We start from the raw sequence: 13706 nt of genomic DNA, 5'->3' as shown, positions 1-13706 counted from the left end.
TTTAATTTGTTCCTTTTTTATTAAGGTTTTGGAATTTTTCTTTGAGTGGCTTAATTGTAATCATGTCTGGCGGAACAAATTCTGAATAGGTATTGTTCGCATATGGAATTGAAATATTTGGATTTTCTAAAAATGCATATGGCGTTGAAGATGCGACATTCAAAAGATCATTAAGTCCAAATCCTAAAAGTGAGGTTAATTCCGCGGTTAATTTAATCAGTTCTTCGTCAGAATTTTCTTCTTGGTAGGACAGGTTAAAAATTGCTGACTGGGCACTAAAATCAAAAGAAACCTTGTTTTTGTCGTCTTTTTGTTCATTAATTTGGTCAACAAAAGTCTTGTATTTCATAACTTTTTTAGTTGCATCTTTTGGATCAGGACCTTCTTTGACCTCACCAGTGAAAAAATAAGTAAGATCAGGAGCCAAATGCTGATCAGTTGCGCCAAAATCTGGTGAATTTGGTGCGTCTTTTCAGTCTTTAAATTCTCTTATGTAACCTTTTTGGGCAAATTTGTCAAAAAAATCTTTAACAGCAAGGGCATAACGATAAATATGTGGGTAAGATTTTGCAATTTTTGACTGCGGACCTTTTGCATAAATAGCTGAGAGCATTGCATAACCCACGCCATTTCGCTGAATTTTACCATCTAAAACTGTCCCAATTCCGTCATAATCATAATGCCAACCACCAAAATCAAGCCCGCCAGTTCGTGTTAGTAAATAATTTAAACGGCGAGTTCTGTCTGTCACTGGCCAAACTACCTTAATTTTTAGCCGCGGATCAAGATCCATTATCGCTTTTACGCCGCTATTTATTGCGGCAATTTGCTTGTTGGAAGAATTTACATAAAAACTGTGGTTAGTTCATTCAACTTTTTGGTCAGCAGGAATGTTATTTTTGACATAAAAATCATCAAGTAACGCTTTCATGCGTGCTTTTAGCACTTCAAATTGGGGCGCCTGGAATTGTTTTGTGGCATCATTGACATTTTCAAAATTTTTTTTCTTCTCATCTTCGGGAGTTTTGGTATAATATGTTTCCCCTGTTTGATCAAGGAGTTTAATTGTATTTGCTTCTTGGTAAAAATCGCGGGGTGTTTTTGAATCTGGCTTTGAGGTAATTTTGTTATCTGGAGAGACAAAATTGTATCAAGGCAAGCTTGAGTTTGAAATTGATTGGGCTGTTGTGTATAAATTTCAGGCATTTGCAATTATTTGCCGAAATTCAAGACTTGGACCTGAAATGAGATTTTCAACAACTTTGGCATTTCCTTTTGCAATATCAGCAAGTGAAGCACCAAAATTTAATTTTGCAAAATTATCATTAAATCCATAGTATTTTTCATCAAAAGCAACGCCAACTTCAGGTCTAAATTCTTGTTTTAGCGAACCTGGGACAAGTATAGAGTAATACCATTTGTGCAAATCATCTTTACTTTCTGCTTTTTTTAGTTTTCAACCGTATGTTTCTTGATCACTTGAGACTAAATTTTTAATCGAATCATTTAGCGTGTCAAAGCTGATAGCCAATTGTGTCTGTTCGCGATAAGAGTTGAATTTTGCATTTTCAAAAGCCGAAGGACTGCTATATTTAGAATAAAGAGTAGTAATTTTGTTGAAAATGTAAGGTAATTGCTCTTTTCAGCCAGTTCGTGGGTAATATTTGTTGATTTTTCAAGTCTCACGATGAGTTTCCTGACTAAGTTGGGTATATGGTGAGACAAAAAGTTGATCTTTGCGAAAATCTTCGCCATACCAGTAGGCTCCATATTTCAAGGCTTCGCCAGTTTCGCCAAAACGGCCTGAAGGTTTTCCGTCTTTTATAGTTTGAGTTTCACTGTTTCGTTTGTTGATAAATCCAGAAGGCGCCGGATAAATCATCCCGCCAAGTATTGACTTTTGGTAAAATCCGTTAAAAAATACTTTGTCTTTTGAAGCTCCTTTGTAAAAACTTACCGATTTTTGTCCTTGAAAATTAGCGTTTTTGCCTTTGTATTGTTCAATATATTTATTTTCATCGTCCAAATCAGCCAAATCTAGTCCAAAAAGATCTAATAAATACCAGTTAATAAGAGTATTTGTAAAATATGTTGACTTTGGATCAAAATTAGGAATTTTTTTCTGAGCTTCTTCGTCAATTTTTTTGCTTCCGCCAACACTTGCCCGGTATTGTGGATCTGACAGCCTTTGGGCTTTAAATCCGTAGTAATAATCTTCAGGTTTTAGCGTATATTCGGTCGGATTGCCTTGATAGTCTACCCATTTTACGTCATTTTTTAAGAAAAAATGAATTGATTCAGCCTCGTCAAGTGCCTGAACAAAAAAGTCAGAATTAATTGAATTTTTTTGGTCTGATTTTAATTTAATAACAAGCGAATTGGTGGTCTGACCAGGTTCAAGATAGCCTTTTTCATGAGCATCACTGTCAAAAACTAACTCGCTGCCGTCTTTTTTTCGAACTACAATCGCCCCAGCATTAACAAAAGACTCATAACTATATGTTGGCTTTGTGATCGAATAATTAAAACTTTTGTCTTGTTTTTCTTTTGATTCATCGCTAATTCCGTCTTGTTTGATCTCAACACTATTTTCATAAACAGTTTGGACTAAATAAGAAGCTGTATAATACCTACTAGGGACTGTAGGCGAGGTAAAAGTGTTAGTTCAAGTTTTAAAAGCACCAGGATCAGAAGTGGCAGAATTAACAGTCGTAATTCATTCTTGCCTTTCTCAAGCGGGCTGAATTGAGCATGAAACAAAAACTGCCGTGCTAAAAACACTAAGTACTGAACCGATAAAAAGTTTTTTCATTTCCCTCCTTTTTTAAAACAAAAACTACTATCTTTTTTGATAGTAGTTTTTGTTTTTTTATCCTATATAACTTAATGTTATGAACAAATTGAGTCAAAAACTACTATTTCAAAGAAAATGGAAAACTTAACATTAAAATTATTAATAATGTTAATTTTGTTTTCTCATGCTTTTTTAATAGAGTTTTTTGATTGCATTATTTTCCTTGCTAGAAATTATACACTTTTTTTAAAAATAAACAAACAAAAAAATATTTTTTTTGTTGAGCATAAAATCTAGATACATATATAATAAATATAAATTATATATATGAAATTTTTGACTTTATTTGTTTAGTAAATCTGCCCGTAAAAAATTAGTTTAAAAAAATGCTTTAGGCAAAAATCTAATCACCGTTTTTGATAAGTGATAAAAAAATACTCTAATTTTTCAAAAATTCAAATCGTGATTGATTATTTTCCTGGGTTTGGCAATTTGATGCCAAAAATTCACTTTTTAGTGAATATAAATATGCAAAAATACCCGTAAATCCGTGTTTTTTGACTAAAACCTTAATCTTTATTATTTTAAAATTAAGATTTTGCAAAAAAAAAAAAAAATGTTTGGTCTAAAATAAAATTATGTTATAATTAGCATCACTTAAGAATAATTAATAAATTTGGATATTGAATTAGGGAGGAATTAGTTATGTTTTTTGGCTAAAAAAATCAGAAAATGCGAATTATCCATTATATTTTTAAATATGATGGGATGCCTTAAATTTGACCGTTTAGAAATCTACAAATTTAAGGCTTTTAATTATTGTTCTTTCAAAACTTCATATGTTTTTTTAGGCTCAATGTAAATAAAAATGAGTTTTCTATTTACATTGAGTTTAAATAGTAGTTGTATTTTTTTGTGTTTTTGTCAGTGTTTTAAACTAAAAAAGTAGTTTAAAAATTCATAATTTTGCTTTTTAAGTTAAAATTTTAGCTTTTTTAGTTTGATTTATTTGATTAATAAGCAGATTTTGCATTCATAAGTATTAGATTTAAAATTTAGTGTTTTTGCTTTAATAGTTACCTTTCTTGAGTTTGCAGTTTGATGGCGTTCCTAATGATCCAAATATTTGAAATAGGTATGATTTTTACTTTGATATTTTAATGATTAATAAAAAAATGATCTAATTTTTCAAAAATTTGAATCACGATCAATTGTTTTGCCAAAAATGATCTAAAAATCATAAAAAAATGTATAATTTATATATAAATTTATAAGGAAAGGGATAAAACATGGCGCTACCACTTTTACAAATTGCTCTTGATAATCAAACTATTGAAGAGGCGATATTGTCTGCAAAAAAAGCAGAAGAATATATTGATGTTATTGAAGTTGGGACAATTTTACTAGCTGCTGAAGGTAAAAAAGCTATTTCTGAACTTCGAAAAAATTTTCCTGATAAAATAATTGTTGCTGATGGTAAGATCGCTGATGCTGGAAACGTTTTTGGAAAAATGTTTTTCGACTCAGGCGCTGATTTTACAACTGTAATTTGTGCAGCAGAAACTCCGACAATCAAAGATTTAGTCAATCTTTCTCATGACTACAGTCAAAAAATGGCTAAAAGTCTTGAAATTCAAGTAGAAATGACAAATAATTTTACTTGAGAACAAGTTCAAGACTGAAAAAATGCAGGTGTTCCCCAAGTTGTTTGACACCGTCCTCGCGATTCGCAAGCTAGCGGAGTTAAATGAGCCCAAAAAGATATTGATATTGTAAAAAAACTCGCGGATTTAGGCTTCAAAGTTACAATTACTGGCGGAGTTGAAGTTGAGGATATTAAATTATTTAAAGATATTCCAATTTACATTTTTATTGCCGGCCGTTCAATTCGTGATGCTGCAAATCCTGAAGAAAAAGCAAAGGAATTTAAGGATGAATTTAAAAAATACTGAAATTAATTTTCCTTTAGGAATTTACGAAAAAGCGATTGATAAACGTTTGACATTTGTCGACAAAATTAAAGTGGCAAAAAAAGCCGGATTTGATTTTATTGAAATGTCTGTTGATGAAAGTGATGAATTTGCTGCTCGTCTTGATTTTTCTAAAAATCAAATTAAAGAAATTCGTGATACTTTATTTGAAAATGATTTTTATATAAATTCTTTGTGTTTGTCATTGCACCGAAAATTTCCTTTTGGCGCAAAAGATGAAAAAATTCGCCAAAAAGCACTTGAAATTATGGAAAAAGCGCTAATTTTGGCAAAAAATCTCGGAATTAGAATTATTCAACTTGCTGCATATGATATTTATTATGAGCAGCCTCATCCTGATTCTGAGATTTTTTTCATTCAAACAATGAAAAAAATTGTTCAATTAGCAAAAAAATATAGTGTCACAATCGCTTTTGAATCAATGGATACAAAATTTGCCGGAACAATCTCAAGACTACTTTATCTTCAAAAACAAATTGGCTCAGGCGTGCTTTTATACCCGGATTTAGGTAATTTATCCCGTTTTTCAAATGATTTAGAAGCAGAAATCAAACTAGGAAAATCAGAAATTGTTGCCTTTCATTTCAAAGATACTCTCCCTGGAATTTTTAAAAATCTTGATTTTTCCCAAGGTGATGTCGATTTTGTTTCTGCTTTTAGCTACATTTTAAAAGCGCAAATTGCCGTGCCTTTTGTAATTGAAATGTGGCACAAAGAAGAAAATTTTGACCAAAATTTGCCACTTTCTGAGAATATGGCAAAACAAAGCCAAATTATCGCAAAAGCACGTGATTTCTTTATTGAAAATTTAAGGATTGCTTATGAAAATCAAAGATAGGGACGAATTAGTTTTACTACAAAAACAAGTTTTAGAGGCTAATCTTTTACTATATAGGTCAAAATTAGCGCTTCACACTTGAGGAAATGTTTCGGCCATAAGTTCAGATCGCTCATATTATGTAATTAAACCTAGCGGAATTTCTTATGAAAAAATGAAATATTCAGATATGGTTCCTGTTGATCTTGAAAATAATGTTCTTGAAACTGACTTAAATCCTTCAAGTGACACGCCAACTCATTCACTTCTTTATAAAGCAGATCCACGAATTAAGGCAATTGTCCATACTCACTCACCTTTTTCAGTGGCCTGAGCCCAAGCTGGCAAAGAAATTCCTGCCCTTGGAACAACCCATGCTGACAATTTTTATGGTTCAATTCCTTGCACAAATTCATTAACTGACGAACAAATTAATGGTCAATATGAACACAACACTGGTGTTGTTATAGTTGATCACTTTAATAAAAATAATATTGATTTTATTGCAACTCCGGCCGTTTTAGTAAAAGAACACGGGCCTTTTTGTTGGTCTAATAAATCTGCAGAAGACGCTGTTAAACTCGCTATGACTCTTGAAGAAATAGCAAAAATGGCCTTTTACACAAAACAAATAAATCCTGATCAAAGTCAGGCTAATATTGTTTTACAAAAAAAACATTATAACCGAAAACATGGTAAAAACGCATATTATGGACAAAAACAATAATACTATTAAAGAAAAATTAAAAAATATCGAAAATTTTGTTTTCGATCTCGATGGAACTTTATTAAAATCTGATCACCAAATCAGCCAAAAATCTGTTGAAACAATTGAAAAATTAAAAAAAGATGGCAAAAAAATTATTTTTTGCTCGGGTAGACCTTGATATTTTATAAAAAAATATTATTTTGCACTAAAACCAGATTTTCCGATAATAAGTTGCAATGGTTCACTGATTTATGACTATAAAAATGAATCTGTTGTTTTTAGTAAAACTTTTAATTCAAGTCAAGTTTTAGAAATTTTTAAAAGCCTGGCCAAAAATCAAGTCTTTTTCTTGATTTATACAACCAAAAATATGTTAGCTTTTAGTCAAAAACAAACAACATGTCCGTGATTTTCTTTCCTTAAAAACGAAAATGAAAGTTTTTCTGAAGCTGAAAAATTACCTTTAGAATTTTACGACTATGAAAGTCTATCCCAGGAAGAAATTTCTAGCCTTGATGTTGTAAAATTTTTACTTATTAAACGAGATAGTAACCCTGAGCTTTTTGAAAAATCAATGGACGAACTTAAAAATGTTGAGGGAATTTATTTTGTTCAGTCGCAATCTTCAGTAATTGATATTATGATTTCTGGTTCAAACAAAGGTCAAGGACTAAATTATTTAGAGCAAAATTATGGCCTAAATCTCGATAAGACTTTATCTTTTGGCGATGCAAAAAATGATATTTCAATGTTTGGCCAAACTAAACTGGCTATTGCAATGGGCCAAGCATCTGAAGAAGTAAAAGAACATGCTGATTATATAACAGATTCAAATGATGCCGAAGGAATAGCAAACTTTTTTTCAAAATATTATGGCTAATTTTCGATTAAGAGAAAAAATTTCAAAATTTATTAAAATAAAAGTTAACCACTTATCAGATGGATATTGACTTGTTCCTAGTTTTACTAAACTTTTCTCGCCAAGAATGACGGCTTTTGTTATAAAAAAAGCAAAAACCTTGGAAGAATTAGTCGAATTTAACGACTTTTATAAAAAAGAACTAATCTTTAGTTTTAACAGCGATTATAATTTTTATAATTTTAATATTCTGATGAAATTACGTAAAATTGATTTTCGTCTTGATATAAAAGCTGTTTTAAAAAAACCTGATGATGCTATTTTTATTTTTTTTCCTGTTCCAAATTGCAAAATAGTTTTAGATAAAAAATCATTAAAACTAATTTATAACGGAATTATTCCCTTTTTTTCAAAAGAATATTATTCAAATTTAGCTCTTTATCAACGCGAAAGATCCGCAAAGCTACAAAATAATGATGTTTTCAAAGGGTTTTTTTGAAGGCGAAATGGCTTTGAAGAAATTTATGTAAAAAATGAAGCATAAATTGAAAAATATGGTATCATTTTACAAAGTGAAAAAACTAAAAGAATAATCTTTTTTCTTTTAGTTTTTTATTTAAGGCTTAGAAGTAGGTGTAAAAATGAAATGAAAATTTAAAAAATCTTTGGCTTTAATTCCTTTGTCTTTCCCGCTAATTGTTGTTTCATGCATCGAAAATCAAGGCCAAGATGTAAAAAATTTTTCAGATAGTGATAGCCAAGAAAAATATAAATTATTAACCGAAATTTTGAATGTGCCGCTATCAATTGAAACTCAAGAAATTACAAATACTGCCTTTGCGAAAGTAATTTTCGAATTTAGCGGACAGTTAAATTTCCAAAATTTTATTCAAAACGAACCTAATGATATAATTAAAAAGAAACTTGAAAAACTTGCTAAAACTCCTAATTTTCCTGAAATTGTTAAAAAATATTATCAAGGCACCTCTTATTTAACGGCTTCTGAATTTTTAAAACGATGAAAACAATCACAAGAAAAATACCTAAAATCCACAGATTTAAAGGTACTTCCAGAATTTTTACCCGAACGTTTTGGATCAGGTATTGCTGTAAGTAATTTGGAGTTAGATGATGATTATTTATCCTATAAAGTAATTGCAGAGCTTGCTAAATTCATTATTAAATTGAAAAAAGAGCAAGAAGCTAAATCCCAGAACCAACAAGCTCAAGGCAATCCAACCCAAGAAGATGAGGAAATTATAATCCCTCCTGCCGCGATTCAATTCATCATTGACGGGATAGAAACTGCAACCAGGCAACCTGTTTCAAATTCCTTTTGATGAAATTATGATTATAAAATTTTGGATAGAGTTAATGAAAGTATTCAAAATAATTTAAAAACTAATTTGGATCTTCCGGTTTTGAATGATAAAGAATACCAAAAAAAAGCAGAACTAACTGAGAGATTAGAAAAATATACAATAACAGGAAAAGATGGGCGAAAATATAAAGTTCAACCGCGTGCTTTTTTTCTTAATGACGAAAAAACTCATGTAGATGAGTCAACTAATACAATAAAAGATGCAATTTATCGTATTTATTGAGCAATTGACCAAAACCCCGATACCCCTGAGGCTAAAAATCAACCTGAAAATCAAGGTCAAAATCAAAATGAACCTAAATCTACAAGCCAAAAAAACTTGATAGATCAAAAACCAAGCCTTTTTTCACAAAATTCAGCCCAAAAAGCCATAACTTTCCAACAAAATTCACCTTTGCCAGTCCAAGGTCCTCAAACTAGAGAAGAAGCACAAGCTCAACAAATTGGTATGATTAATGATTTTGATAAATATAAACTCACTGACAAAATCCAAAAATATCCTTTTGTAAATTCTAATAATTTCCATCGTGGTGGACTTTATAGCGCAAGTTTTCTTGAGCTTGAAGATGCAGTTAAAAAACAAGACCCTAAAAATCCTAAAATATTTTACGTTGAAAGGCGAATAAATATTGGTGGTTTTCTTAAAAGTGGTAGCCTTTTGCCTTTCCAACCTATTGATCTTGAGCAAAATTTAGAAAAACTATCCAAACCAAACAAATATTTCCAATTTTTTAATGCACTTCGTCGCGGAGGTTCGCCAACAAATCCAATTCTAATAGTTAATGCAAAAAATATTGATAAAGACTAAAAAATATGATAAAAATTTATATTCCTGATGTTAAAAATGGCGTTTTAGACACCCAATTTGGTAATGGCAATTTAGGTAAAAAATACCCTAATTCGGTAAGTTTTCCAATAAAATGAGACAAAGTTAAAGGCGCAAAATCATATGCCCTTACTTTAATTGACTATGAGGCAACTGCTGAATTAGGTTTTGTTTTTATTCACTGAGTTGCGGCCAATATTAAAAAAAACAAGCTAAAATGAGATGATTCTTTTTCGCGACAAGATAAAATGTATCAATTTGAAAATTCTATGACCCGTCATGCCAATAATTATTTGCTTGATTCATTTTATCGACCTCATCCTGATGGAGTTTATTTCGGGCCGCTGCCACCAGCTAATGATCATAACTATCGACTTGAAGTTTTTGCCCTTGATGTTGAAAATATAATTCCAGAAGATTTAAAAGATAAGCCTTTGTTTTACGATGATTTTCTTGAATTAATTAAAAATCATGTTATTGATTTTGGAATTAGTTCATTTTTATACCGTTCTCATGGAAAAGTTGAAAATAATTTGCTTGTAAAAAAACAGATTTCCAAAAGTGAATTAAATGCACCACTAGCCAAAGAAGAACAAAATTTTTTTCTTGATTTTTTACCGATAAATTTTAGCTCATCAGGACTAATTGCCAGAGAAAATGATTATCATGTTTTAGATATTGAATTTTTAGGCAAACAAGGCACTAGTCCATTTTTTAGCGCCCGTAATTTTGACATTGAAATTTATTCTGAATCTGATAAAATTAAAGAATATGCTATAATTATAACTAGTTTTGCCGAAAATTTTTCGCTTGGAGTTGGACTAAATGTCTGAAATCGGGTTGGAATTATCAAAAAAACTGATGATTATAAAACGACTTTAAGTGCTGGAAAAAATAGTTTTGACCTTTTTGATAGTGATATTCCTGTTTTTAATAGTTTTGGTTCCTTTTGTGCTGATTCAATTGCTAAAAAAATTAACCTAGATTCTTCCGAAAAATTTGAATTTATTAAAGCAAAATACGGAGTTATTTATCTTCCTGGGCTTACAAATGGCCAAGGAAAATATCAACTTGAAATTTTTGGGCTTAATCAAGTAATTGACTGGAGCAAAATTGCGCGAAATTTAAATAAACCTTTGACATCATTTGAGGTTCTTAGTGCGATAAAAGGAAAAGTTATTGGCTATAATCGTACTTTTTTTAAATTAATTTAATTTTTTTTACCTAAATAATCATGTTTTTGCTGAGTTTGACAGTTGGATGGAAAAAATTCACTTTTTAGTGAATGCAAATATGAAAAAATACCCGTAAATCCGGTTTTTTTGTCGCTAAAATCTAATTTTTATAGTTTTGAAATTAGCCTTTTGCAAAAAAAAAAAAAAAATGTTTGGTCAAAAATAAAATTATGTTATAATTACCATCACTTAAGAATAATTAATAAATTTTAATATTGAATTAGGGAGGAATCAAGGATGTTTTTGCCATAAAAAAATCAGAAAATGCGAATTTTCCATTATGTTTTTAAATATAATGGATGCCTTAAATTTAACCGTTTAGAAATCCTCAAATTTAAGGCTTTTGGTTATTGTTCTTTCAAAACTTCATATGTTTTTTAGGCTCGCTGTAAATAAAAACGAGTTTTCTATTTACATTGAGTTTAAATAGTAGTTGTATTTTTGTGATTTTTGTGGGTGTGTTCATAATCTTGTGTTTTAAATTTTTATGGATTTTTCAAATAGAAATGTAATCTAATTTAATTTTACATTATTTAACCGATTAGGGAAAATAATTTCTAATTGTTTTTTAATCATGAATCAATTTCTTACCTTTTGTCATTTTGTAGATGCGTTTTGGAGAGTTAAATAAGTTATTTTTGAAAGGTAATTTACACTTTGAATTCCGCCTTTTGTTTTTGTATTTTTCCTAATTATTCTATTCATTGACTCAATTAAATTTGTCGTATAAATTGCTTGCCTCAATTCATATGGATATTTAAAAAATGTCGTTAGTTCAACGAAATTTGTATACCAAGACTTGATAATTGAAGGATATTTTTGGCCTCATTTTTCCGCAAATTTATCAAGATTTTGCATTGCAAATTCTTGATTAGCCGCTTGATAAATCTTTTTCATATCAAGGACAAACTCTTTTTTGTCTTTGTTAGAAACTTTTAAAAGCGAGTTTCTAATTTGGTGAACAACACATTTTTGAACATCTGTTTGCGGGAAAACCGCTTCAATTGCTTGACTAATTCCGCTTAGATTATCGCAAGAAATTATTAGAACATCTTCCAGCCCGCGAGTTTTTAGTTCGTTAAAAACATCAAGTCAATTACTTGCTGATTCGGTATTTTTAATCCAAAATCCCAGTGCTTTTTTATTTCCGTCCCAATCAATTGCAAGAATAAGATAAAGTGATTTTTTGACAAAAACACCGTTTTCTTTAACATTAAAAAACATCCCATCAATGTACAAAATTGGATAGGAATTCTCAATTTTTCGCGATTTTCACTTTTCAATTTCAGGCAATAATTTGTCAGTAACTGAAGAAATTCAGGCATTACTTATTTCTTTTTTATAGATACTTTTTATTGTGTTAACAATATTTTCATATGACATTCCTGATGCAAAAAGTGAAAACACTTGCTCTTCGATATCGCCTAAATTTGTTTCGTATTTACCGAGTAATTTGTTCTCAAAAGTGCCATTTCGATCTCTTGGTATTTTTAGACGAAAACTATTATGATTATAATTCACAGTTTTGTCCGAAAATCCGTTTCGCTTATTTGGCCTATGCACGCCTTTTTTGCTTCGGTTACTTTTTTCATAGCCTAAATGTTGGCTTAATTCCGCCCTTAAGAGCGCCTCAGTAAAAGTTTTAAACATATGCGAAATTTCGTTGTGAAAATCTTCTTTTTTTATTTTTTTATAATCAGCGTATTTGTCAACAAGTTTTTTAGCTTCTAACTCAAATGGGGATAATGTTTTTTGCTGTTTTTTCATATTTTGGTCCTTCATAATAAATTTTATCAAAATAAATTTACTTTAAAAACACAAAATATTTAACATTACCATTTTTGTTGTTTTATCATAAATTGATTTTTGCCAGTGTTTTAAAATAGGTAATTAACTTTTGCCAAAAGTTAAAAAACCGCCAAAAACCGGACACCTTTTTAAGATTATCTCATCAAACTAGGAAACTCGGGATTTTTTAACTTAAATAATCAACTTTTTTGCCATCACGGAAAATAAGTGATATTTCACCAGCTAAAACGACTTGATCTTCAGAATAAATCACAACTTGTTGACCAGGCGTTACTGCACTATAATTTTGATAATAAACATAAAAAGAATTTTGGTCAATTATTTTAATATTAACCTCAACAAATTCTTGACGGTAGCGAAATTTGGCTTTTAAATTTTCAAGTGGAAAATTTTCTGTCAAAAAATTAGCATTAATTGCTAAAAGCTGGTTTGATTCAAGCCAAATTTTTTGACTTGAAGGAGCCGCGTACAAAATTTTTTCTTGAAGATTGTGACCAACAACAAAATAAGGTTCATTCATTCCGCTTAGGCCAAAACCTTTTCGCTGTCCAATTGTAAAATACATAATTCCAATATGTTTCCCGATAATTTCATTTGTGGTAATATCGACAATTGGGCCTGGTTGAGCAGGAATATAGTTTTGCAAAAAATCAGTAAATTTTCGCTCACCAATGAAGCAAATTCCAGTTGAGTCTTTTTTGGTCGCATTCATTAGCTCTAAATTTTTGGCAATTTCTCTAACTTCAGTTTTTAAATAATTTCCAAGCGGGAAAATTGTTTTTTTTAGCTGATCTTTTGAAAGTTGCCCAAGAAAATAAGTTTGATCCTTATTTTTGTCTTTTGGAGTAAATAAATTTCCGTTTTCTGTTTTTGCATAGTGACCCATTGCAATAAAATCGGCTTGATGAACATTAATTGCATAATCAAGAAAATGTTTGAATTTTATGTTTTTATTACACAAAATGTCAGGATTTGGAGTTAAACCGGATTTGTATTTTTGAATTAGGTCGCTAAAAACTTCATCTCAATATTGTTTTACAAAATCAACACGGAAAATTGGCAAATTTAGTTGCTGCGCCACTTTTTTTGCATCCTGCCAATCTTGTTCTTGCGGGCAAATATGATTGTCAGATGTATTTTTCTGACCTAAAAAATCATTATTAAGGTCAGAATCTCAATTTCTCATAAAGACACAAATAACTTCATGCCCTTGTTTTTTTAGAAGGTATGCACTAACTGCAGAATCAACACCGCCTGAAAGACCAACAACAATTTTAGCCACTTT

Annotated in this window: 10 protein-coding genes; 7 read left to right on the top strand and 3 right to left on the bottom strand. The window is 30.3% G+C overall.

The annotated features are described in order from the left end of the window. Nucleotide 1: 1 nt before the first annotated feature. Nucleotides 2-2812, bottom strand: a complete 2811-nt coding sequence (locus V3249_RS01945; RefSeq protein ID WP_341517647.1) for an OppA family ABC transporter substrate-binding lipoprotein — start codon at nt 2810-2812, stop codon at nt 2-4. Nucleotides 2813-4083: 1271 nt separating this feature from the next. On the opposite strand from V3249_RS01945, the gene V3249_RS01940 reads away from it, so the two are divergent. From V3249_RS01940 to V3249_RS01910, 7 genes are all read left to right on the top strand, one after another. Then, a complete protein-coding gene (locus tag V3249_RS01940; protein WP_341517646.1) occupies nt 4084-4752 on the top strand; it encodes a 3-keto-L-gulonate-6-phosphate decarboxylase UlaD in 669 nt (222 codons plus the stop codon). Further along, complete coding sequence (locus V3249_RS01935; RefSeq protein WP_341517645.1) at nt 4727-5623, top strand: L-ribulose-5-phosphate 3-epimerase; 897 nt, start codon at nt 4727-4729, stop codon at nt 5621-5623. Before V3249_RS01940 ends, V3249_RS01935 begins: the two co-directional genes overlap by 26 nt. Next, nucleotides 5607-6329, top strand: coding sequence for an L-ribulose-5-phosphate 4-epimerase (locus tag V3249_RS01930; RefSeq protein WP_341517644.1), 723 nt, complete (start codon nt 5607-5609; stop codon nt 6327-6329). Before V3249_RS01935 ends, V3249_RS01930 begins: the two co-directional genes overlap by 17 nt. Continuing rightward, complete coding sequence (locus V3249_RS01925) at nt 6295-7191, top strand: HAD family hydrolase (RefSeq protein WP_341517643.1); 897 nt, start codon at nt 6295-6297, stop codon at nt 7189-7191. The genes V3249_RS01930 and V3249_RS01925 overlap by 35 nt, the downstream gene beginning before the upstream one ends. Next, the gene (locus V3249_RS01920; RefSeq protein WP_337897063.1) at nt 7184-7714 is read left to right on the top strand and encodes an MPN499 family protein; all 531 of its coding nucleotides are present in this window, start codon (nt 7184-7186) and stop codon (nt 7712-7714) included. The genes V3249_RS01925 and V3249_RS01920 overlap by 8 nt, the downstream gene beginning before the upstream one ends. Before the next feature lie 97 nt (nt 7715-7811). Next, entirely contained in the window at nt 7812-9359 is a 1548-nt protein-coding gene (locus V3249_RS01915) for a hypothetical protein (RefSeq protein WP_337897064.1), read from the top strand. Between the two features lie 5 nt (nt 9360-9364). Next, complete coding sequence (locus V3249_RS01910) at nt 9365-10591, top strand: YbhB/YbcL family Raf kinase inhibitor-like protein (RefSeq protein ID WP_337897065.1); 1227 nt, start codon at nt 9365-9367, stop codon at nt 10589-10591. 534 nt (nt 10592-11125) lie between these two features. On the opposite strand, the gene V3249_RS01905 is transcribed toward V3249_RS01910, so the two are convergent. Together V3249_RS01905 and mnmA are read right to left on the bottom strand one after the other, a co-directional pair. Continuing rightward, a complete protein-coding gene (locus V3249_RS01905; protein ID WP_341517461.1) occupies nt 11126-12379 on the bottom strand; it encodes an IS256 family transposase in 1254 nt (417 codons plus the stop codon). Between the two features lie 208 nt (nt 12380-12587). Continuing rightward, on the bottom strand, nt 12588-13703 hold the full coding sequence (mnmA, locus tag V3249_RS01900) for a tRNA 2-thiouridine(34) synthase MnmA (RefSeq protein ID WP_337896671.1): 1116 nt from the start codon (nt 13701-13703) through the stop codon (nt 12588-12590). Between the last annotated feature and the right edge of the window lie 3 nt (nt 13704-13706).

Origin of the sequence: Mesomycoplasma ovipneumoniae, assembly GCF_038095995.1 — a bacterium.
Classification (GTDB): domain Bacteria; phylum Bacillota_I; class Bacilli_A; order Mycoplasmatales; family Metamycoplasmataceae; genus Mesomycoplasma; species Mesomycoplasma ovipneumoniae_F.
The sequence above is the reverse complement of the archived record's forward strand: the minus strand, read 5'-3'. Positions and strand labels throughout refer to the sequence as shown.